This is a genomic window from Chromobacterium haemolyticum DSM 19808 (assembly GCF_000711885.1).
Taxonomy (GTDB): Bacteria; Pseudomonadota; Gammaproteobacteria; order Burkholderiales; family Chromobacteriaceae; genus Chromobacterium; species Chromobacterium haemolyticum.
The window spans coordinates 1-21949 of sequence record NZ_KL543995.1 but is presented as its reverse complement, the minus strand read 5'-3'; the positions used below and the strand labels follow the sequence as shown (position 1 = coordinate 21949).

General features: G+C 62.7%; 20 protein-coding genes, 1 rRNA gene and 1 pseudogene. 7 read left to right on the top strand and 15 right to left on the bottom strand.

Annotated elements, in window-relative coordinates; genetic code table 11:
* Positions 1-155: 155 nt before the first annotated feature.
* From leuB to leuC, 6 genes are all read right to left on the bottom strand, one after another.
* Entirely contained in the window at positions 156-1220 is a 1065-nt protein-coding gene (leuB, locus tag BR71_RS19815; RefSeq protein ID WP_043641509.1) for a 3-isopropylmalate dehydrogenase, read from the bottom strand.
* A gap of 13 nt (positions 1221-1233) precedes the next feature.
* Positions 1234-1545, bottom strand: a complete 312-nt coding sequence (locus BR71_RS19810; protein ID WP_043641507.1) for a hypothetical protein — start codon at positions 1543-1545, stop codon at positions 1234-1236.
* Positions 1542-2321, bottom strand: coding sequence for a class I SAM-dependent methyltransferase (locus BR71_RS19805; RefSeq protein WP_043641506.1), 780 nt, complete (start codon positions 2319-2321; stop codon positions 1542-1544). The genes BR71_RS19810 and BR71_RS19805 overlap by 4 nt, the downstream gene beginning before the upstream one ends.
* A gap of 14 nt (positions 2322-2335) precedes the next feature.
* A complete protein-coding gene (gene leuD, locus BR71_RS19800) occupies positions 2336-2974 on the bottom strand; it encodes a 3-isopropylmalate dehydratase small subunit (RefSeq protein ID WP_043641504.1) in 639 nt (212 codons plus the stop codon).
* A 92-nt stretch (positions 2975-3066) separates the two neighbouring features.
* A complete protein-coding gene (locus tag BR71_RS23940) occupies positions 3067-3204 on the bottom strand; it encodes an entericidin A/B family lipoprotein (RefSeq protein WP_081544472.1) in 138 nt (45 codons plus the stop codon).
* 19 nt (positions 3205-3223) lie between these two features.
* Positions 3224-4630, bottom strand: coding sequence for a 3-isopropylmalate dehydratase large subunit (leuC, locus tag BR71_RS19795; protein WP_043641503.1), 1407 nt, complete (start codon positions 4628-4630; stop codon positions 3224-3226).
* Between the two features lie 169 nt (positions 4631-4799).
* Here leuC and BR71_RS19790 point away from each other — a divergent pair, with 169 nt between their 5' ends.
* Complete coding sequence (locus BR71_RS19790) at positions 4800-5579, top strand: helix-turn-helix transcriptional regulator (protein ID WP_043641501.1); 780 nt, start codon at positions 4800-4802, stop codon at positions 5577-5579.
* Between the two features lie 117 nt (positions 5580-5696).
* On the top strand, positions 5697-6530 hold the full coding sequence (locus BR71_RS19785; RefSeq protein ID WP_043641500.1) for a hypothetical protein: 834 nt from the start codon (positions 5697-5699) through the stop codon (positions 6528-6530).
* 78 nt (positions 6531-6608) lie between these two features.
* Here the strand turns inward: BR71_RS19785 and BR71_RS24530 are convergent, their stop codons facing one another.
* On the bottom strand, positions 6609-6911 hold the full coding sequence (locus BR71_RS24530; protein WP_052370901.1) for an ankyrin repeat domain-containing protein: 303 nt from the start codon (positions 6909-6911) through the stop codon (positions 6609-6611).
* Positions 6890-7060: pseudogene (locus BR71_RS23935) on the bottom strand (transposase); the annotation flags it as partial. The gene BR71_RS24530 and the pseudogene BR71_RS23935, both read right to left, overlap by 22 nt.
* 273 nt (positions 7061-7333) lie before the next feature.
* Here BR71_RS23935 and BR71_RS19775 point away from each other — a divergent pair.
* A complete protein-coding gene (locus BR71_RS19775) occupies positions 7334-8158 on the top strand; it encodes a hypothetical protein (protein ID WP_043641499.1) in 825 nt (274 codons plus the stop codon).
* 27 nt (positions 8159-8185) lie between these two features.
* Entirely contained in the window at positions 8186-9046 is an 861-nt protein-coding gene (locus BR71_RS23165; protein WP_052370900.1) for a hypothetical protein, read from the top strand.
* Between the two features lie 37 nt (positions 9047-9083).
* On the opposite strand, the gene BR71_RS19765 is transcribed toward BR71_RS23165, so the two are convergent.
* The 4 genes from BR71_RS19765 to BR71_RS19750 all read right to left on the bottom strand — a co-directional run bounded on the left by BR71_RS19765 (position 9084) and on the right by BR71_RS19750 (position 14118).
* Positions 9084-10457 carry an efflux transporter outer membrane subunit gene (locus BR71_RS19765; RefSeq protein ID WP_162179241.1) on the bottom strand — a complete coding sequence of 458 codons (1374 nt, stop codon included), beginning with the start codon at positions 10455-10457 and terminating at the stop codon, positions 9084-9086.
* 4 nt (positions 10458-10461) lie between these two features.
* On the bottom strand, positions 10462-12399 hold the full coding sequence (gene macB, locus BR71_RS19760) for a macrolide ABC transporter ATP-binding protein/permease MacB (protein ID WP_043641496.1): 1938 nt from the start codon (positions 12397-12399) through the stop codon (positions 10462-10464).
* Positions 12396-13622, bottom strand: a complete 1227-nt coding sequence (macA, locus tag BR71_RS19755) for a macrolide transporter subunit MacA (protein ID WP_043641494.1) — start codon at positions 13620-13622, stop codon at positions 12396-12398. Before macA ends, macB begins: the two co-directional genes overlap by 4 nt.
* A gap of 121 nt (positions 13623-13743) precedes the next feature.
* On the bottom strand, positions 13744-14118 hold the full coding sequence (locus BR71_RS19750; RefSeq protein ID WP_043641493.1) for a cysteine-rich CWC family protein: 375 nt from the start codon (positions 14116-14118) through the stop codon (positions 13744-13746).
* 177 nt (positions 14119-14295) lie between these two features.
* On the opposite strand from BR71_RS19750, the gene BR71_RS19745 reads away from it, so the two are divergent.
* A complete protein-coding gene (locus tag BR71_RS19745; protein WP_043641491.1) occupies positions 14296-15444 on the top strand; it encodes a branched-chain amino acid ABC transporter substrate-binding protein in 1149 nt (382 codons plus the stop codon).
* 141 nt (positions 15445-15585) lie between these two features.
* Entirely contained in the window at positions 15586-15846 is a 261-nt protein-coding gene (locus tag BR71_RS19740; protein ID WP_043641489.1) for a GlsB/YeaQ/YmgE family stress response membrane protein, read from the top strand.
* Between the two features lie 59 nt (positions 15847-15905).
* Here the strand turns inward: BR71_RS19740 and BR71_RS19735 are convergent, their stop codons facing one another.
* Both BR71_RS19735 and putA read right to left on the bottom strand, forming a co-directional pair.
* Positions 15906-17129, bottom strand: a complete 1224-nt coding sequence (locus BR71_RS19735; protein WP_043641487.1) for a branched-chain amino acid ABC transporter substrate-binding protein — start codon at positions 17127-17129, stop codon at positions 15906-15908.
* A 390-nt stretch (positions 17130-17519) separates the two neighbouring features.
* A complete protein-coding gene (putA, locus tag BR71_RS19730; protein ID WP_043641485.1) occupies positions 17520-21122 on the bottom strand; it encodes a trifunctional transcriptional regulator/proline dehydrogenase/L-glutamate gamma-semialdehyde dehydrogenase in 3603 nt (1200 codons plus the stop codon).
* Between the two features lie 307 nt (positions 21123-21429).
* On the opposite strand from putA, the gene BR71_RS19725 reads away from it, so the two are divergent.
* Complete coding sequence (locus tag BR71_RS19725) at positions 21430-21783, top strand: DsrE/DsrF/TusD sulfur relay family protein (protein WP_043641484.1); 354 nt, start codon at positions 21430-21432, stop codon at positions 21781-21783.
* A gap of 62 nt (positions 21784-21845) precedes the next feature.
* Here the strand turns inward: BR71_RS19725 and rrf are convergent.
* Positions 21846-21949: ribosomal RNA gene (gene rrf, locus BR71_RS19720) — 5S ribosomal RNA — on the bottom strand; the annotation flags it as partial.

Sequence of the window (21949 nt, the reverse complement as noted above, 5' to 3'; positions counted from 1 at the left end):
CAAATCGTCGCGCCCGCCTATGCGGCGGGCGGCTGTAATGTTGTCACCCCATTGTGCAGCGCGATAAAGCACCAAGCAATGGGGTATTTCATTTTTATTGTATTCAAATCAGAACAGACGGTTCGCCCCGCGAAAACCGGGCGTACCGTCCGGTCTCAGAGCGCCGACACCACCGCATCTCCCATCGCCGAGCAGCTGACTTTTTCGCAACCGGCCTCGTAAATGTCCGCGGTGCGCAGGCCGCGCGCCAACACGGCCTTCACCGCGTTCTCCACCCGCTGCGCCGCGTCTTCCAGACCAAAGGTGTAGCGCAGCATCATCGCCGCGGACAGGATGGTGGCCAGCGGGTTGGCAAGGTTCTGGCCGGCGATATCCGGCGCGGAGCCATGCGAGGGCTCGTACAGACCCTTATTGTTTTCATCCAGCGAGGCCGACGGCAGCATGCCGATGGAACCCGTCAGCATCGAGGCCTCGTCCGACAGGATGTCGCCGAAGATATTGCCGGTCACCATCACATCGAACTGCTTGGGGTTGCGCACCAGCTGCATCGCCGCGTTGTCCACATACATGTGGGACAACTCCACCTGCGGATACTCCTTGGCCACGTCTATCATCACCTCTTTCCAGAACTCGGTGGTTTCCAGCACATTGGCCTTGTCCACCGAGCACAAGCGCTTGTTGCGCTTCATCGCGATGCCGAAAGCGACGTGGGCGATGCGGCGCACTTCGCCCTCGCTGTAGCGCATGGTGTTGTAGGCCTCGCGCTCGCCCAGTTCGTTGACGGCGATGCCGCGCGGCTGCCCGAAGTAAATGTCGCCGGTCAGTTCCCGCACAATCATGATGTCCAGACCGGACACCACTTCCGGCTTCAGCGTGGAAGCGTTGGCCAGCTCCGGGTACAGGATGGCCGGCCGCAGATTGGCGAACAGGTTCAAATCCTTGCGGATGGCCAGCAAGCCGCGCTCCGGCCGCAACGGACGCTCCAGCTTGTCGTAGGCCGGGCCGCCCACCGCGCCCAGCAGCACCGCGTCGGATTCGCGACACAGCTTCTGGGTGAACTCGGGATAAGGCTGGCCAAAAGCGTCGTAGCCGGCGCCGCCCAGCGGGGCCTGCTCGGTTTCGATCGGCAGGCCGTCCTTGCGCAAGACTTCCAGCACGCGCTGAGCCTGAGCGATGATTTCCGGACCGATGCCGTCACCCGGCAGAATGGCGATTTTCATACTGTTTTCCTTTTCAGTCTTGAGGACCGCGCCGGGTCAGCCGCTCCACCAGCGCCCGCTCGCAACATTTGAATATGATATAAGCCGCCATCGCGGCATAGCCGGACACCAGCAGTTCCAGCAACTGGCGCAGCGCGCCGTCCATCGCCGCCTGCCAACCGGCGTCCAGCCACAGCTTGAAATTCAATTGCAACAACAGGGCCAGATTGACCGTGCCCGCGCCGAACACCAGAAAGCTCAAGCCCAGCAGCGCGAAGGCCCAGCAGGGGTGGCGATGCAACCAGGCCATCGCGCCGCGCCGGCCATCGCCGCGGACGGCGTTCATGTTCTGGCCCACAACACCATCACGTCGGAACTGAAACTGCCGTCCGCCTCGATGGCGAAGTAATCGCGCACCTCGCTGCCCATGCGCTGTTGCAGCAGGCGAACGGCCGCGGCCATCTCCGGCGGCGTGCGCATGCGCGCGGTCCAGGCGTCGAAGGCCAGTCGCAGCCGCTGACGGCGCAGGCTGTCCACCACGAAGCCGGCCTCAGCCAGCATCGTCAACCATTCTCCGCCGCTGTAATTACGCACATGGCTAGAATCCCGCAACACTTCCACAGCCTGCAAGTGCGTATCCAGCAAGGGCAGGCCCGGCGACATCACATCTATCAGCGCTAATCGGCCGCCCGGCTTCAATACCCTCCGCGCCTCGCGCAGAGCCAGGCCCACATCACCCCAGTGATGGGCGGAATAACGGCTGAACACCAAGTCGAAGTCGCCGTCGGCGAAAGGCAGACGCTCCGCCGAACCCTGGCGCGTGCTCAGATTGTCCAGACCGCGCCGGGCCGCTTCCGCCGTCACCACTTCCAACATGGCGGCCGACAGATCGTAAGCCACGACCTCCCGCGCCGCCTCCGCCACCTGAAAACCCACATGGCCGGCGCCGCAGCCCAGGTCCAATACCCGCGCCGCGCCATGCTCCGCCACGGCCTGGCGCAGCTCGGCGAACTCCGCGCCCTCCGCATGCACTTGGCTGCTCAAATAGGCGGCGGCCTGGCCGCCGAACTGCTGCTCCACATGCTGTTTATGCCCGTGGCCGCCCTGCTGTGGCGTGTTCACTCAGCCTCCTTTGCTCAGGCGAACAGCCACGGCTGTTCGCTGCGGCGCTTGGCTTCGAAAGCCTTGATTTCATCCGCGTGCTGCAGGGTAAGGCCAATCTCGTCCAGGCCGCCCAGCAGGCAGTGCTTGCGATGCTCGGTGATATCGAAGCCAAACACCCGCCCGGCCGGCGTCGTCACCGTTTGCGCCGCCAGATCCACCGTCAACCGATAGCCTTCGGCGGCCGCGCATTCTCGGAACAGCTGATCCACCGCGTCCGCCGCCAGCACGATGGGCAGCAGGCCGTTTTTGTAGCAGTTGTTGAAGAAGATGTCGGCGAAACTGGGCGCGATCACCACGCGGAAGCCCTGGTCGTCCAGCGCCCACGGCGCGTGCTCGCGGCTGGAACCGCAGCCGAAGTTCTCGCGCGCCAGCAACACCTGCGCGCCTTGATAGCGCGGCTGATTGAGTACGAAGTCCGGGTTCAGCGGCCGCTTGCTGTTGTCCATGCCCGGCTCGCCGTGATCCAGGTAACGCCATTCGTCGAACAGATTGGGACCAAAGCCGGAGCGCTTGATCGATTTCAAGAACTGCTTGGGAATGATGGCGTCGGTATCCACATTGGCGCGATCCAAGGGACAGACCAAACCGGTCAAGGTGGTAAATGCTTTCATCGTCAATGCCGTTTCCGGGCGCTAGCGCCCGCCTTCATTAGAGAGTGCGAGGAGACGACCGCCCCGGCGGACGCCGGGGGCGGACCGCCGCATCACATTTTGTTGGACACGTCCTTGGCGGCATTTTCAATCGCCTGCCCGCCCTTGGACACGTCTTGGCCCACGCCCTTCACCGTATTGCAAGCGCTCAGGGTCAGCGCGGCCAGTACCAACAACAGCAGTTTTTGCATGATTCTCTCCTTGGAACGGTTACAACGAACGCACATCGACGAAATGACCGGTGACGGCGGCTGCCGCCGCCATCGCCGGACTGACCAGATGCGTACGGCCGCCCTGCCCCTGACGACCCTCGAAATTGCGGTTGGACGTGGACGCGCAGCGTTCGCCAGGCTGCAGACGGTCCGCGTTCATCGCCAGGCACATCGAGCAGCCCGGCTCGCGCCACTCGAAGCCGGCGGCCAGGAATACCTGGTCCAGCCCCTCGGCCTCCGCCTGCGCCTTCACCAGGCCGGAGCCCGGCACCACCAGCACCTGCTTCACGTTGGCGGCCTTATGGCGGCCCTTGGCCACGCTGGCGGCCTCGCGCAAATCCTCGATGCGGCTATTGGTACAGGAGCCGATGAAGACAATGTCCACCGCGATGTCGTGAATGGGAGTATTGGCCTGCAAGCCCATATAGCTGAGCGCGCGCTCAATGCCGCTTTTCTTGACCGGATCGCTTTCCCGCGCCGGGTCCGGTACCGCGCCGTCGATATCCACCACCATTTCCGGCGAGGTGCCCCAGGTCACCTGCGGCCGGATGTCCTCGGCGCGCAACACCACTTCCGCGTCAAACACGGCGCCCGGATCGGAACGCAAAGTGCGCCAATACGCCACCGCTCGCTCCCAATGCTCGCCCTTGGGCGCGAACGGCCGGCCTTTTACATAATCGATGGTCTTCTGATCCACCGCCACCATGCCCGAACGCGCGCCGGCCTCAATCGCCATATTGCACAAGCTCATCCGGCCTTCCATAGACAGGCTCTCGATGGCCTCGCCGGCGAACTCGATCGCGTAACCGGTGCCGCCGGCGGTGCCGATCTTGCCGATGATGGCCAGCGCCACATCCTTGCCGGTGATGCCGCGGCCCAGTTGGCCGTCCACCCGCACCAGCATATTCTTGGACTTCTTGGCCACCAGGCACTGGGTGGCCATCACATGCTCCACCTCGGACGTGCCGATACCGTGGGCCAGCGCGGCGAAAGCGCCGTGGGTGGAAGTGTGGCTGTCGCCGCACACCACCGTCATGCCCGGCAGCGTGGCGCCCTGCTCCGGCCCCATCACGTGCACGATGCCCTGACCCTTGTCCTTGAACGGGAAATACGCCAGCGCGCCGAAGGCCTTGATATTGGCGTCCAGGGTTTCCACCTGCTGGCGCGAAATCGGGTCCTTGATACCCTCGTCCCAATGATCAGTGGGCGTGTTGTGGTCCGCTGTGGACACCACCGAATCCACGCGCCACAGCGGGCGGCCCGCCAGCTTCAGCCCCTCGAACGCCTGCGGGCTGGTCACCTCGTGCACCAGGTGTCGGTCGATGTACAGCAAAGCCGTGCCGTCCGCTTCCTGGCGCACCACGTGGCTATTCCATAATTTGTCGTACAAGGTTTGTGCGGTCATGGTGTTTGCTCGAATCCGGTTATTCAACTTGAGACTGCCGCCGACGCCGCGGGTTTCCGCGCGCCGGTCACAAGGCTCTGCTCCGTGGGCTTATCTTGGAGCCAAACTTTCCCGGCAACAAGCCAGTTGCTTATACTAGTAGCGATACTAATACCCATAGCCCTACCCCATGACCGCCAGCAAAGACAGCGCGCCGCTGGGCCAATTCATCCGCGCCCACCGCGAGCGCCTGAGCCCGGAACAAGCCGGCCTGCCGCCCGGCCAGCGCCGCCGCGCCAAAGGCCTGCGCCGCGAAGAAGTGGCCGCCTTGTGCGACATCAGCACCACCTGGCTGACCTGGATAGAACAGGGCCGCACCCAATCCGTGTCCGCGCCCACCCTGGCCCGTCTGGCCGAGGCGCTGCGCCTCACCGCCGCCGAGCGCGACTACCTGTTCAATCTGGCGGGGCTCAAAGACCCGGAGCCGGAATGGCGCGGCCCGTCCGAACAGGCCAAAGCCCTGTTGAAACAAGCCACCGCCCATATCGATTCCCCCGCCTACGTGCTGGACGCCGAATGGCGCGCCGTGGCCTGGAACCCCCCGGCACAGAGGCTGTTCCGGGACTGGCTGGGCCGGCCGGACGCCAGCCGCAGCCTGCTGGACTTCATCTTCCTGGCGCCGGAAGCGCGCAGCTTCATCGATCAGTGGGAGGAACGCGCCGGCCGCATCGTCGCAGAACTGCGCGCCGACCTCAGTCCGCGGCTGAACCAGCCCGCCGTGGCCGGGATGATTGCGGAACTGGAAACGAAAAGCCCGGAATTCCGCCAATACTGGCAGCAACAAGACGTGCAAGGCCGCGAAGGCGGCAGCCGCGTGTTCCACCACCCCAGCGCCGGCCGCATCGAACACCAGCAAATCACCCTCAAACTGGCCCAGGCGCCAGAGTATAAACTGGTGATGCTGCTGTGACGCCATGCGGTTGACATGACCAATTCTTTATATTGAGCATTCCCAGGCTTGGGCACACTGCGCCGCATCCCAACCACGGCGGCGCCTGACGCCGCCTCCCTTGCTCAGGAGCGCCCAATGAAAATAACCAACGACATGCTCAGCCGCATCCACCCGCGCGGCTGCGCCGACCCGGACACCCCGCCGCAAACCGCGCTGGCCGCAGACATACGCAGCGCGGCCAATAATAGCGAGCGACCGTCCAGCGTCGGCCGCGCCACCCCGCGCGACGCGCAACCGGCCGATGCGCTGCGCCGCCTGGCTCCGGACACACTACAAGCCGCTCTGGCGCAATCGCAGCGCCAGTTCAGCCTGTGGCTGGCCAGCCGAACACAGGAAGACGCTCACAATCTGCTGCGCAACTACTACACCTCCATGGTGCACGATCATATCGACAACAGCGCCGAGGCCACCGTCAAGCAATGCCTGCCCCAAGCGCCCAGCAGCCGCTTGGCGGAACAGGCCAAACATTACCGTGCCTTCATCATTGATACCGCCGCCGCGCGCTTCCCCAGCCAAGCGGAGCACTTTCGCAAACAAGCCGGCCCCAGCCTGCTCAACAACCACCTCAGGGCCATCAGCACCAAGGCCGGGCTGAATGACAAAAACCCGCAGCATCAGGCGGCGTTGAAACAACTGGTGGAACACTGTGCCGCCCAGCTCTCCAACAGACTGCAACAGCTCAGCCCGCTGACGCTGCGCGACACGCTGGAACAAGCCCGCTGCGACTATCTTCGCAGCCACGCGCCCGAACATGGCATCTCCGAACACGCCGCGCCCAAGCTGGAACAGGATAGCCTCGCCCCGCTGCCGCAGGCCGAAGCCTTTCTCCGGCGCGGCAAGAGCTCCCGGTTCAAGTCTCACCGCGATTCGCGCCAGATCAATTTCAAACGGCTGACCGGCTTTAACTAAGCGCGGCCAAAAGCCTGTTCAAAGTACGGCACTCACTCCGTCACGCCTCACGACGCGCAACGGGCTTTGAACAGGACTTCACGCCCGGCCCAGCGCCCGCAGCATAGCCGGCCGCTGGGCCTTGGGCAGCTTGGCCACATAGTCCCGCGCCGACTGATCGTACTTATCCCTGTCCTCCAGCGAAGCGCCGTGCTTGATCAGGTCGGCCACCATCTGCGGCACACCGCTCAACACCGCCGCCATCAGTAGCGACATCTGCGAAAAGCGCGTTGACACATTCACATCCGCGCCATGCTCCAGCAGCAACTTCGCCGCCGGCGCATTGCGCGCCTCCGCCGCGTAGAACAGCGGCGTCTTGCCAAGATGTGCTGGCGGCGGCAAACGGTGGTGTGATCCGGTACTGCCCAGTCTAGCTCGGCCAATTTCAGCAGGCTCTGCACCATGCCCAGTGCCTGCCGCAACGATAGATTGAGCAAGCATTTAATACTCAAACCAAACTGGATGACCTCTCTGCCCCGGCCTGGGCTAGCGCCCACTTGTGCAAATGTCGCAGGACATGCGAGCAAGGATTCCCCCAGCCGTCTAGATTGGTACAATAAGCAGCCGCATGACGACGGCTTTTGAACAGGCGCTAAGAGGCTGTTCAAAGTCTCGCGAGCAAGGGCGAGACAAGGCGAAAACGAGCGAAAAAGCGGAATGGTCAAGTGGTACATGAGCATTTTGAGCTGGTTTTCAACGCCGTATCGCTAAAGCGCAGCAAGCTTTGAACAGGTTCTAAGAATCCCCCCAAATATAGGCAGCAGATGACCAGTCCGAACCAGGCCGCCAATCCGGCGCCTACAGCCGAAGAACCGGTGCTCCGCGCCCCGGAAAACGAAAATACCCTGGCCACGCTGGCTATTCCGCTGGGCGAAACCATTCTGACGCTGACCGCCAACGGCACGCCCATCTATGGCATTTTGCAGCGCAGCCGGGCCATGACGGAACAATCCGACTTCTTCCGGCTGCAGTTCCGCGGCTATGCCCGAGCCGACGGTCACCGCTGGCAGTTGTTCGAAGGCGAGGACAGCCATTTCCAAGCAGCCCACAACTGCGCCTGGGTGCGGGTGGACCGGCCCAGCCGTACCGTCACCTTCGGCCCCAAAAGCGGCGTGCAAGCCAGTCCAGGCTTTGTCGGCACCGGACTGGACACTTTTCTGTTCGCCAGCGTCATCTCATGGGCCAAGGGGATTTGTCCGGATCACGCCATCAGCCCCGGCATGATCAGCATGAGCCAGACCTCTTCGGAAGAAGAACGGCTGCAACGCAACGCCTTCTACGCCAGCCAGGGTTTTGAGTTTGAATGGCAGGACGCCAATCAGCGTTCCGCGCTCTACTTCAAGGACAAAGTCAACAAGCTGCTGGGGGTATGGAACAAGGAGCTGATCACCGAGGTGGGCGGTGAAGCGATGCTGCAATCCCTGGCGCGGCAGGATGAAACCCGCGCCGAGCTGGAGCAGCGGCTGGAAAAGCTGGAAAGCGTGCACGACAACCTGAAACGAGCGCTGCAAAAAGAACGCACCACGGCTCAGATTCTGACCGGGGTGCTCATCCTATTCGCCATCTGCGGGCTGTGGGCGGTGATCTAGCACCCTCTCATCACAAAAAAGCAGGTCATGAAGCAGCATTCCAATGACGTTTCCCATGTACTCAAGCTCGCGGCGCTCACCGTCTGCTTGGCAATTGTCTCCATCCAGCCGGCCGCCGCCGCTCGACCAGCCGATGTTGACCTGGCCGGCAATAGCATCAAGACCTTGACGCGGGAATCAAGGCCAGAGTCGGCGGAGTCGGAGCAAGGCTGCACTCCGGACCGCCAGCTGTGTCTTGAGCTGGTGGCGCAAACCAAGGACGCGCCGCCCATGCTCAAAGTCCGGCCCACCGCCAACCAGAGCGCTGGCGCACAGCTGGAATTGCGTGATTTACAGACCGACGCGCTGTGGGACAACCGCCGCGGCCTAGCGCTATGGCCTTACGTGGTAAGGCTCGCCGCTTCCGATCAGGGCATCTTGGTGGGCGTCAGCGAGGACGTCAGCACCATGTATTCCGGCGGCGGCGGCTCTTTCAGCATGCTGCACCTGCTGCAGGTCTATCCCAAGGGCGCGGGATTTGAAATGCGCGAGGTGCTGGCGCTGCCGCTGGCCAGTTCCCTGATGATACGCGCGTGCTTTTCGGAGCGGGATTACGCCGACCGCCGCGGAGCCTGTCATGACGAGTACCGTTTTTCTTCCAACATCAAGCTGGACAAAGACGTCACAGCCGGCTTCCCACACCTGATCTACCGTACCCGTGCCACCAGCTTTCCCGGCCCTGCCTCCCGCAGCCGCGACTCGCGGGGCAAACGTTTGCGGAAAAAAGACATCGCCACCGTGGTGGACCGGGCCTGCACCTTCCAGCGCCTGCTGACGCGGCAGCCGGATAGCGGCGCCTACACGCCGGACAAGCCGATTCCAGCCTGCGAAGAGTATCTCGAGCCTTAACCCCGCCCCTGAAAAACCCGATCGGCGCCCTCGCCGCTCAAGCCGCCGGCGCGCCGCCCAGGGCCTTGTAAACGTCCGCCAGGTTTTTCAATTGTTCCTGACGCAGCCGGACCAGCGCGGACTCGCTACTACGCCTCGCCTTGGCGGCGTCCAGCCAGGTTTGAGCGTCCACCGCGCCGGCACGATAGCGGCTTTCCGCCAGTTGCTCGCTGCGCCGGCTCAACGCCAGCGCGTCCGCTTGCAAGCGGGCCGAGCCTTGCAGCCGCTGACGCGCGCTCAGCGCATTGTCCACCTCCTGATAAGCTCTATATAAGGTCTTGCGGAAATTGACGGTTTCCAGCTCGTAATCGGCCTGACTGCTCTTCAATTGCAGGCCTTGTTTGCGCCATTCCAGGAAGGGCAAGGACAGGGAAGCGCCCAGCGTCAACAACGGGTTTTGCACCAGGCTGCTCAGCGCGCTGCTGCTGGAGCCCAGCGAGCCGGTCAGCTTCAGCGTGGGGAAGAGGGCCGCGCGTTGCTGATCCACCTTGGCCAATTGGCCGCGCAAGCGCGCCTCCGCCGCCATCAGGTCCGGCCGACGTTCCAGCAGGCTGCTGGGCAAGCCGGCGTCTATCGCGGGCAAAGCCGGCTCCAGGGGCAGCTCGGCGATAGGCGGCAGCGCCGCGCCGGGCGGATGATCCAGCAATAAGGCCAGCGCGTTTTCCTTTTGCCCGAGTTCGTCTGCCAGCGTCAGCAGTTCCGTCTGTTGACTCAACACCGCGCTCCGCGCCTGAGTAACATCCTGCTCGCTCGTGGCGCCGGCACGCCATTTAGTTTCCGCCAACGCCTGAATCCGGCGCAGGTCCATCAGGTCCGCCTGCCCCAGCCTCTGTCGTGTCTTCAGCGCGGCAATGTCCCAGTACAAGCCGGCGGCGGCGCTGTCCGACAGCAGCCTGGCGGCGGCTTCATCATAGGCGCTGGCGCGAAACTCCTGATCCGCCGCGCGCAAGCGCGCGTCCACCCGCCCCCACAGATCCAACTCGTAACTGGTGCTCAAGCTGCCGCCGCTGCTGCGGCTCCAGGTCGAGGATTCGCCCAGCGTGCGCTTGGTTCCGGCGCTCAAATCGCCGCTCAAGGAGGGCAAGGCCTCGCTACGCTCCAGCCCAGCCGCCAATTGCGCTTTGCGCAACTTGAGCAAGGCAATGCTCAAATCCGGGTTGCGGCTGCGCGCCTGTTCCAGCACCGCCAGCAAGCCCGCGTCGCCAAAACCTTGCCACCAGCGCTCGCGGCTCATGTCCGTCTGCGATTGAGCCGTGGGGCTGTGCCATTGCGCCGGGGTCTCCAGCGCCTGGCGCTGATAAGGCGTGCTCTGACAAGCGGCAAGCGACAGGGCCAGACCCAAAGCAGTGAGATTGGATTTCCAAAGCGTCAAACACTTACTCCCGAGCCAAGGCATCGATCGGATTCAAACGCGCCGCGCTGCGCGCCGGCAGATAACCAAACACCACGCCGATAGCGGTGGAGCATGCCACCGCCAGGGCGATGGCTTTCAGCGACAGCGCCATTTTCCATTTGCTGACCAAGAGCGCGAACACAAAGCTGATGCCGTAGGACAGGCCGATGCCGATGGCTCCGCCCACCAGGCAAACCAGCACCGCCTCGGTCAGAAATTGCTGTAACACGTCGGACTGACGCGCGCCCACCGCCATGCGGATGCCGATTTCGCGGGTACGCTCGGTCACCGACACCAGCATGATGTTCATCACGCCAATGCCGCCCACCACCAGTGAAATCACCGCGATCAAGGTCAACAGCAGAGCGAGCGTGCGACTGGTGTTTTCCACCGTTTTCAGCACTTCGTCCATATTCACGGTAAAGAAGTCCTTGCTGCCGTGGCGCAGGGTCAACAGGTGGCTGAGCGCCTTCTCCGCCAGCGCGGTGGGCTGGCCCTCCTTGATGCGCACCACCATGTAGTCAAAATAGGCCCGCCCGAACAAACGGCTGCCGGCGGTGCTGTAGGGCATCCACATTTGCAGCGATTTGCCGCCGTAGCCGTTGTCTTTGGTCTCCACCACCCCGATGACGGTGGCCGGCACGCTACCCACCAGCACCACCTGGCCGATGGCTTCCGCATCGGCAAACAGTTTGCGGCGGGTGAAGTTGTCTACCACCACCACCTGGCGCTGCATGCGCACATCGTCGCGGCTGAAGCCGAGGCCGGCGACCAGCTTCAAGCCGCGCACACGGAAGAAGGTGCTGTCCACGCCGGACACCGAGGCGTTGACGTCAACGTTGCGGTAACGGATCCGCAGGCTGTTGGTGGTAACCGGCGACACGCTGTCGACATAGGGCTCCTCGCTCAGCGCCGCCAGATCGCTAGGCAGAAAGGTGCGCACGCCGTCGGCCTTGTCGTCGCCTCCATCCTTGCCGCGATACACGGTGATGGTGTTGGTGCCGATGGAGCGGATGTCGTTCAACACGTAATTGCGCGCGCCCTCGCCCACCGCGATGATGGACACCACCGAGGTGATGCCGATGATGATGCCCAGCATGGTGAGCACGGTGCGCAGCCGGTTGGCCAGCATGGCGAGCATGGCCATCTTGAAGGCTTCGCTCATGCGTTCACGCCAGGCCGGCCCCGGCTTGGGCCGCCGCGGCTCGCTCGCGTCCGCAGCCGGGCGCGATGCGTCGGCGGCGCTGTCGCGCAGAATCTCGCCATCGTGGATTTCGATGATGCGTTCGGTCTGCGCGGCAATGGACGGGTCGTGAGTCACAATGATGATGGTGTGGCCGGCGGCGTGCAGCTCCTTGAGGATATTCATCACTTCCTCACCGCTATGACTGTCCAGCGCGCCGGTGGGTTCGTCGGCCAGGATGATGTCGCCGCCGTTCATCAGCGCCCGCGCGATGGACACCCGCTGCTGTTGACCGCCGGACAACTGGCCTGGGCGGTAGTCTTCCTTGCCGGCCAGGCCCAGCCGTGCCAGCAAACGGCCCGCGCGCTCGCGCCGTGCTTCTTGCGTCATGCCGGCGTATACGGCCGGCATCGCCACATTGTCTATGGCGCTTAAATGCGGCAGCAGGTGGTAGCGCTGGAAGATGAAGCCGAAGTGCTCACGACGCAAGGTAGCCAATTGGTCCTTGTCCAGCGTCCCCACATCGCGCCCGCCCACCTGGTAGTGGCCGGCGGAAGGCTGGTCCAGGCAGCCCAGGATGTTCATGAGCGTCGACTTTCCGGAACCGGAGGCGCCGATAATGGCCACCATCTCGCCAGCGCGGATATCCAGGCTGACATCCTTGAGCACCGCCACTTCTTCGTCGCCGGACGGGAAACGCCGCCACACTCCGGACAACGTCAAGCTGGCTCCGCTCATGCGCTCACCATCACGCCGCCGCTGGGTTCTTCTTCCTTGCCGCCGCCTTCACTGGTCACCACTTTCTCGCCGGCTTTCAAACCATCCAGAATCTGCACCCGGGTAGCGGTCTTCAAACCGATCCGCACCTGCCGTTCATGCAGTTGACCGTCCTTGCCCTGCACCTTGACGCTGTAACGACCATCCTTGCCGGCCGCGCCCAAGGCGCTCAGCGGGATGCTCAAAGCCTGCTTGGACTCCGCCAGCACGATGCTGACCTGCGCGGTCATCTCCACGCGCAGCTTGCCGTCGACATTCTTCACATCGAACAGCGCCTTGTAGAAGTTGGCGTTGTTGATTTTTTCCGGCGTGGGGAGAATCGCGCGCAGCTTGCCGCGGATAGGCCGATCCGGCGCGCCCAGCACGGTGAAATACACCGGTAGCCCGGCCTTGACGCGAATCACATCGGCCTCGGCCACCTGGGTGTGCACCGTCATCGTACTCAGGTCCGCCAGCTTAAGGATGACCGGTACCGTCTGGCTGGCAATCACGGTCTGGCCCTGCTGGGTGACGATTTCTATCACCTCGCCGTCCATCGGCGCGGTGATGCGGGTATAGCCCAGCGTGGTTCGATTCTTGTCGATCTGAAAACGGTTCTGGCGAATCTGCGCTTGCAGGTCGTCCAGCTCCGCTGTCTGGGTTTGATAGTTGGTTTCCGCCGTCAACAGGTCTTTTTGCGAGGTCGAGCCTTCGCCCATCATCTGCTTTTGGCGCGCCAGTTCGCGCTCAGCCTGGCGCAGCGTGGCCTGCTTGCTGCGCAGCTGGGCCACGCGGGACTCCAATTGCGCCTCGGAAGCCTTCAGGTCGTTGAGGCTGTTTTCCGGATCAATTTCGGCCAACAGCTCGCCCTTTCTGACGCGGTCGCCAGCCTCAACATTCAGCGTTTTCAGCTGGCCGCTGGCCTGGGCGCCTACATCCACCTGCCGCAGCGGTTTCAGCACGCCGCTGGCCAGCACCACGTCTTCCAGGTCCGCTCGCGTGACTTCCGCGGTCAGCACCTGAGGCGCCGGCTTGGGCGCCAGCCACAGCCAGAGCCCCCAGCCGGCCAACGCCAAAACCGCGGCCAGCGCGATGCCATTGCGCCACGGCCTACGGCCTAGGCTGACGCGGCCTCGACCCCGCAACGAGCCAATCAAAAACAAGGGCAACAACAGCTTACGAATCCAACGCTTCCAAAGAGTCATGAGGTTAGGAGCCGAACCGGAAAGGAGGAAAAGACGTTAGGACCGCGAGTCATGGTCTTTGGTTGCACCTCGCGGCAATAATACGCAATTGACATTCAGTGCGTTCGCGCATGTCTGAGCGCTATATAGGGGGCGTCAGCCCACGCGCCAAATAGCTTTCTCGCAGATGACCGCGCAAACACTCCGGGCACAGACAGTCGCCGTGACCGTAGGGCAGCGGCAGCACCTGCGGCAGATCCACGCACCAGCAAGCGCCGTTGGCGCCGCCCTCTCCACAGCGGAACACCTCGCCGCAACGCTCGCAGCGCTTGTCCTTTACCTTGGGCCGCAAGGCGATCAGCCGCTGCCACACCGCGCGCTTTTGCTCGTCGTCAAAGCCGGGCCAGCCGGCAATTTCATCCAAGGTGCGCAGGCAACCCAGGCAATAGGCGCCGCCCTCGTCGAGACGGCAAAGGCCGACACAGGGCGAGGCGGGAGCCGGATACCCTTTCGTCATTAAAAATCCATATATATCGCGAAATCAGTCCGCCATTTTAGCGCAAAGCCGCCGCCGAGACGCCGCCGGGGTTGACGCTAATCCGTTTATGCACCAAAAATGGGCCACCGCCTTATTCCTGAGGCGAATATCCAAATAGACAAAGCTAAATAGACAAAGAGAAATCAGGAGAAACTCATGAAAACGCATCTTAGCCTCATCGCCTGCGCCGCCCTGGCCCTGACCGCCTGCGGCAAATCCGAACAAAGCGCCAGCAGCGCGCCGGCCGAGGCCGGCTCTGTTGTGGTGAAAATCGGCTCCGCCAACCCGCTGACCGGGCCTTTTGCCCACTGGGGCCGCGACGCGGACAACGGCGTCAAGCTGGCCGTGGCGGAAGCCAATGCCGAAAAGCTCACTCTGGACGGCAAGCCGGTCACTTTCGAAGTGGTGTCCGAAGACGATCAGGCGGACCCCAAAACCGCGGCCCAGGTAGCGCAACGCCTGGTGGACGGCAAGGTGGCGGGCATCATCGGCCACCTCACCTCCGGCGCGGCCATCCCCGCTTCGCGCATTTACTCCCAAGCCGGCATTCCGATGATCGCCGCCTCGGTAACCAGCCCCAGCTTCACCCAGCAGGGCTTCAAGAATACCTTCCGCATCATCGCCAACGACCGCCAGCAGGGAGAAGCGCTGGCCAAATACGCGATAGAGACGCTGAAAGCCGGCCGCATCGCCATCGTCGACGACCGCACCACTTACGGCCAGGGCCTGGCCGACGATTTCGCCAAGGCGGTGGAAGCGGCTGGCGGCAAGGTGGTCAAACGCGAGTTCACCAGCAACAGCGCCACCGACTTCATGGCTATCCTCACCTCGATCAAAGGGCAGAAGCCCGACCTGCTGTTCTACGGCGGCATGGACGCGCAGGCCGCGCCCATGGTCAAGCAGATGAACAAGCTGGGTCTGAAAGCCGCCTTCATGGGCGCGGACGGGATTAATACGCCGGAGTTTTCCAAGTTGGGCGGCGACAGCGCGGAAAGCAGTTACGCCTCCAGCGCCGGCGCGCAAAAAGACAAGATGCCGGGCTTCGCCGAGTTCAACGGCAAGTACAAACAGCAATTCAACGCCGACATCCAGGCCTACGCTCCCTACACCTATGACGCCGCACGGGTCATGATCGCCGCGATGAAGCGCGCCGGCTCGGCCGATCCGGCCAAGTATCTGGGCGAACTCCCCAAAACCGACTTTAAGGGTGTAACCGGCGAGATCCGTTTTGACGACAAAGGCGACATTCAGCACGGCACCGTGTCGCTGTATCAATTGCGCAAAGGTCAGTGGGTAGGCCTGTAAACACCGGCATTCCCGCCTCCCCTTACCACCCCGGCGCATGCCGGGGTTTTTGTTTTTCGCAGCTAAGTTCCAAAAAAACATGGCGCCATATTAAATAAATGGCTATAACTATTTATCCACAAACTAACATAAGGAGAGGATATGGGATTACTCATTTCACTGTTGGCCGGCGGCCTGATCGGCTGGCTCGCTGGCAAGGTCATGGGCGTCAGCGAAGGCGTCATCGCCAACATCATCATCGGCATCATCGGTTCGGCGCTGGGTCATTGGCTGTTTGGCCGCCTCTTGGGCATTTCCTCCGCTTCGGCCGCCGGCTCTTTCTCGCTGCCCGGCCTGGCCTTCGGTATTGCCGGCGCTGCCATTCTTATTTTTTTGCTGAAGAAGATCGGCCTCTTGCGTTGAACGGGCAAAGAAAAAGGCGACGCTGAAAGCGTCGCCTTGTTGCCTAGCGCCAAACCGGCTTATTTGGCCGCGGAAGCGTCCTTGGACGCAGCGCCGCCGCCCACGGTTTCCAGCACTTTCCACTCGCCGTTCACCACTTTGTAGACGGTGATGCCGCCGTCTTTCAGGTCGCCCTTGGCATCGTAGGTCCAGCTGCTGGAGGTCACGCCGGAATGCGCGATCTTGGCCAGCACCGGCAGATAGACTTTGGGATCGGTGGAGTTGGCGTCTTTCATCGCCTGGATCAAGGCGCGAGTGGCGTCGTAACCGTACGGCGAGTAAGTGGCCACGTCCATCTTGAAACGCGCCTTGTAGCGGCTTTCGTAGTCCTTGCCCTTGGGCATCTGATCCAGCGGCAGGCCGGCCAGCGAAGCGATGGTGCCGTCGGCTTCCTTGCCAGCCAGTTGCAGGAAGGTGGGGGTCTTGGTCATTTCACCGGAGATCAACGGCGCGGTCAGGCCCAAGCGCTTCATCTGCTTGGCCATCGGCGCGGATTGCGCGTCGGCGCCGCCGTAGAACACCACGTCCGGCGCGGCGGCCTTGATCGAGGTCAGGATGGCGGCGAAGTCGGTGGCTTTGTCATTGGTGAATTCACGCTTGACCACATTGCCGCCGGCGGCCTTGGCGGCTTTTTCGAATTCGTCGGCCAGGCCCTGACCGTATGCGGTGCGGTCGTCAACGATGACCACTTTCTTGGCGCCCAGCTTTTCCACCACGAACTTACCCATCACCGAGCCTTGCTGGGTGTCGGATGTCATTGAGCGGAAGGTGTTCTTGAAACCCTGCGCGGTGAAGGCCGGCGAAGTGGCCATCGCGATCATCGGGATGCCGGCATCGGAGTAGATCTTGGAAGCCGGGATGGAGGTGCCGGAGTTAAAGTGGCCGATGATGCCGTTCACTTTCTCGTCGACGAACTTCTGCGCCAGTTGGGTGGCGGTTTTGGGATCGGCCTGATCGTCCTGGGCTTCCAGTTCAAAGGTCACCGGCTTGCCGCCGATGGTGGGCTTCTCGGCGTTGGCGTCTTCGATCGCCAGGGTCACTCCGTTTTTGTATTCTTCGCCATAGTGCGCCTGCGGGCCGGTCAGCGGCGCCGCGAAGCCGATCTTGACCACACCGCCCGCGGCGGCTTGAGCTCCGGCGGAGGCTCCGGCTCCCGCCGCGCCCTCTTCTTTCTTGCCACATGCGGACAAGGCGACAGCAGCGGCTACGGCCAGGGAAAGAGTCGTCAGTTTGTTTGCTTGCATCATGTTTCCTCTATTTCTCCAGAGATCCCCATCCGTCAATCATCAGGAATGGGAGTTTGCGGAACCTGTGTAATGTTGTTATGTACATCCCGCCCTATCCGCATAGGGAGGCGAGAGCGGCGGCTGGCGGCATTATTTCAAGGCCGCCAGCTTGTGGCAAGTGGCTTGTTGGACAAGCCTCCTGCCGCCCCATGCGCGCCGACGCATGGGAAAATTCGTTTAATACGCGGTTTTGCAAGGAGGGAGGGCTTTCGTCATCGAAGCCCTCCTTGCCTTTAGAGCTGCTAACAAAAGCTCGCAGAGAACCTGAACCAAGGCGCGCCGGCGCAGGCAGTACACGTAGTACGACAAGGCGGCGCAACGCTGGATCAGGGATTGGCTTAGCCGGTCTTAGTCTCCGATGCTCATCAGGCTGGCGTTGCCGCCCGCCGCGGTAGTATTCACGCTAACCGCGCGCTCGACCACCAGACGGTGCAGATTGTAATGGCCTTGCGCGTCGGCGCGCAGCAGCGGCACCAGAGCGCCGTCGCGCTCCGCCAACACACGCTGAGCGGCTTCGGCCTCGGCTTCGGAACCGGAGAACAGCACCGCGCCGACATCCGCCGCCAGCACATCGGCGTCCAGCTCCACTAGAGCGCCCAGCTTGGCGGCCAGCCCTCGGCCAGCCTCATTGGCCGGCAGCACCGCGCGGTTGCCGGTGGCGAAAACCGCCGCCAGTTGTTCAGCCAGCGCTTGCGCGGTGGCGGCTTGGCATCCCACCTTCCCGCGAGGCGCGAATTGCAGCGCGTTCCGCTCGCCGGTGGGGCCCGGCAGATCTACCAGGCAGGTCAGCGCGCTCTCCTTCCGCGCTGCGGCGATAGCAGACTCCAAAGCCAAGCCCAGGCCGCTGCCGGCCGCCGCCAGCGCGTCCAGCGCCGGCAAGGACAAGGGTAAGGTTTCCGTCGCCAGTTTCGGCGTCCAGGCCGCGCGGCTCAATCGATACAAATAGAACGGGCCGCCGGCCTTGGGGCCGGTGCCGGACTTGCCTTCGCCGCCAAAGGGCTGAACCCCCACCACCGCGCCGACGATGTTGCGGTTGACATAGACATTGCCGACCTTGATCTGGCTGACGATGTTGTCGATGGTCTCATCGATACGGCTGTGGATGCCGTGCGTCAGGCCGTAACCGGTGGCGTTGATCTCGGCTACCACTTTGTCCAGCTCATTGGCCTCGAAGCGCAACACATGCAATACCGGACCGAACACTTCGCGCTTCAGTTGCTTGAGGTCCGCGATTTCAAACAGGGTGGGCGCCACGAAAGTGCCGTTGGCGCAGCTGTCGTCCAGCTTGATCTGGTGAGTGGCGCGGGCGCTGGCCTTCATTTTTTCGATATGAGCCAATAGGCCGGCCCGAGCCTCGGCGTCGATCACCGGGCCGACATCGACATCCAGCTTGGCCGGGTTGCCCACCTTCAATTCATCCATCGCGCCCTTGATCATGGCGATGACTTTGTCGGCGATGTCGTTCTGCAGATAGAGCACGCGCAACGCCGAGCAGCGCTGGCCGGCAGAGTCGAAAGCGGAGCTAAGCACATCGGTGACCACCTGCTCCGGCAACGCCGAGCTGTCCACGATCATCGCGTTCTGGCCGCCGGTTTCGGCTACCAGCACCGGATCGCCGCCGCGCTTGGCCAGCGTGCGGTTGATGATCTGCGCCACCTCGGTGGAACCGGTGAAGATCACCCCTTGAACGCGCGGGTCAGCGGTCAGCGCCGCGCCCACCACTTCACCGCGGCCCGGCAGCAATTGCAGCGCCGCGCGCGGCACGCCGGCTTCGTGCAACAAACGCACAGCATGCGCGGCGATCAGGCTGGTCTGCTCCGCGGGCTTGGCCAGCACTGCGTTGCCGGCCGCCAGCGAGGCCACCACCTCGCCGATGAAGATGGCCAGCGGGAAGTTCCACGGGCTGATGCACACCACCGGGCCCAGCGGACGGTGGCTGGCGTTGTCGAATTCGTCTTCGATCTGCGCCGCGTAGTAACGGCAGAAGTCCACGGCCTCGCGCACCTCGGCAATCGCGTTGGCCAAGGTCTTGCCTGCCTCGCGCACCGCCAGGCCCATCAACGCCGGCATCTGGTCTTCCATCAGATCGGCCATTCTTTTCAGGCAGGCGGCACGCTCGGCCACCGGCGTGGCGGCCCAATCGGCCGCTCCCTGCTGCGCCAGGTTCAGCGCGCGGTCCACATCCGCCGCGCTCGCTTCGATCACGCGGCCTACCAGATCGTCGTGGTCGGCCGGATTGCGCACCGGCTGCACTTCCCCGTCGGTGACGTCGCCGTCGCCCAGCATCGGGAAGGCGCCCCACTGCTGCTTCTCGGACGCTTGCAGGCCCAGTTGCAAAGTGGCCAGCACGTGCTCGCTGGACAAATCGAGGCCCTTGGAGTTTTTGCGTTGCTGCCCATACAGCTCCAGCGGCGCCGGAATTTTCTTGTGCGGCTGGCCGCCGTGACGAGCGGCCTCGGCCACAGGGTCCGCCACCAGTTCGTCTATGGATACCGCCTCGTCCACGATGCGGTTGACGAAGGAACTGTTGGCGCCGTTTTCCAGCAGACGGCGCACCAGGTAGGCCAGCAGGGTCTCATGCGACCCCACCGGCGCGTAGATGCGGCAGGCCTTGCCCAGTTTGTCCTTGCCCACCACTTGGTCATACAGAGTTTCACCCATGCCGTGCAGGCACTGGAATTCGTAATCCTTGCCGGATGCCAGGTTGAACACCGCGGCCAGACTGTAAGCGTTGTGCGTGGCGAACTGCGGGTAGATCGCATCCTGCGCGGACAGCAACTTCTTGGCGCAGGCAAGATAAGCCACGTCGGTGTAGACCTTGCGGGTATAGACCGGGTAGCCCGGCAAACCGTCCACTTGGGCCCGCTTGATTTCTGCGTCCCAGTAAGCGCCTTTGACCAGACGCACCATGAAACGGTGATTGGTGCGACGCGCCAGATCAATCAGGAAATCGATCACATAGGGACAGCGTTTCTGATAGGCCTGCACCACAATGCCGATACCCTCGAAGCCGTCCAGGTCCGGATCATTGGCCAGCGCCTCCACCAGATCCATGGAGATTTCCAGGCGGTCGGCTTCTTCTGCATCGATGTTCAAACCGATATCGTACTGCTTGGCCAGCAGGAACAAGCCTTTCAGACGCGGCAGCAACTCGGCCATCATCCGTTCGTGCTTGATGCGGCTGTAGCGCGGGTGGATAGCGGACAGCTTCACCGAAATGCCGGGGCCGTCGTAAATCCCGCGGCCGGCTGAGGCCTTGCCGATGGCGTGAATGGCGGTCACATAGTCTTGCAGATAGCGCTGCGCGTCGGCCTCGGTCATTGCCGCCTCGCCCAGCATGTCGTAACTGAAGCGATAGCCGCGCGCCTCGCGTTCTCGGCCGTTGGCCAGCGCCTCCTCTATGGTTTCGCCAGTGACGAACTGCTTGCCCAGCATGCGCATCGCCATATCCACGCCCTTGCGGATCAGCGGTTCGCCGCCTTTGGCGATCAAACGGGTCATCGCCGCCGACAAACCATTCGCGCTGTGCGAAGCCACCAGCTTGCCGGTCACCAGCAAACCCCAGGCCGCCGCGTTGACGAACAAGGAGGCGCTATTGCCCAAGTGGGCTTTCCAATCACCACGCGAAATCTTATCGCGGATCAGCTTGTCCGCTGTCTCGCGGTCAGGGATCCGCAGCAGCGCTTCAGCCAGACACATCAGGGCAATGCCTTCGGCGCTATCCAGAGAAAATTCATGCATCAAGGCATCCACTCCGCTGGACTTGGTGCGCTCGCGGCGCACCTCCGCCACCAGACGTCGCGCCAGGTCTTGAACCGCCTTGACTTCGCCCTCGCTCATTGCCGCCTGCGGCAACAACGCCTGCACACACTCGCGCTCGTCGCGGCGATAGGCAGAAGTAATGGCGTCCCGCAGCGCCGACTGGCCATGGGCAAATGCGTCGAATTGCATGAATCATCTCCGTGTAGTTTGCAGCGCCGGGCTATCTCTTTTCATTAGTGCCCGGAAAATTTGTCTATTGTATACAAATACAAATAGATTGCTGGACAATGTGAAGGAAACTTTTCAGTCCACAATCTCATTACAAACAAATTCAACTCGAACAAGTAGTTAGCCCCCTCGACTCCACCATCGCCCCCATCTCACTGTTGCATGCCAACAACTTAGAATCGCCGCCAAGCGTCCATACCGCACATGCCAAGACCGTCGCAACGTGCCACAATGCCGCCCTGACCCTCTTCATCATAGGCAAACCATCATGCAAACCGTGCTGATCACTTTGAACGCCAGCCCCTATGGCGACGAACGCTCGCTCTCCGCGCTACGTCTGACGCTTGCGCTGGCACAGCAAGCCGAGCGCTGCCGGGTGCGGCTATTTCTGCTGTCCGACGCCGTTGTCACCGCGTTGAAAAATCAGAAGACCGCCCAAGCGCCCACCCTGGGAGACATGTTGGCCGAAGCGGTGGAACTGGGCGCGGAGGCGCGAGTCTGCCGCACTTGCGCCGATGCAAGGGGAATTCACGAGGACTTGTTGTTGACGGGAGTCAAGATCGGCACCATGCCGGAGTTGGCGGAGTGGACACTCTCCGCGGACAAGACGCTCAGTTTCTAAACGCCTGCCGCAAGGCAAATGCAAAAAGCCCAGACCGATTGGTCTGGGCTTTTACATGGGGTGCCTGGCAATGTCCTACTTTCACATGGCGAATGCCACACTATCATCGGCGCTAAGGCGTTTCACGGTCCTGTTCGGGATGGGAAGGCGTGGGACCGCCCCGCTA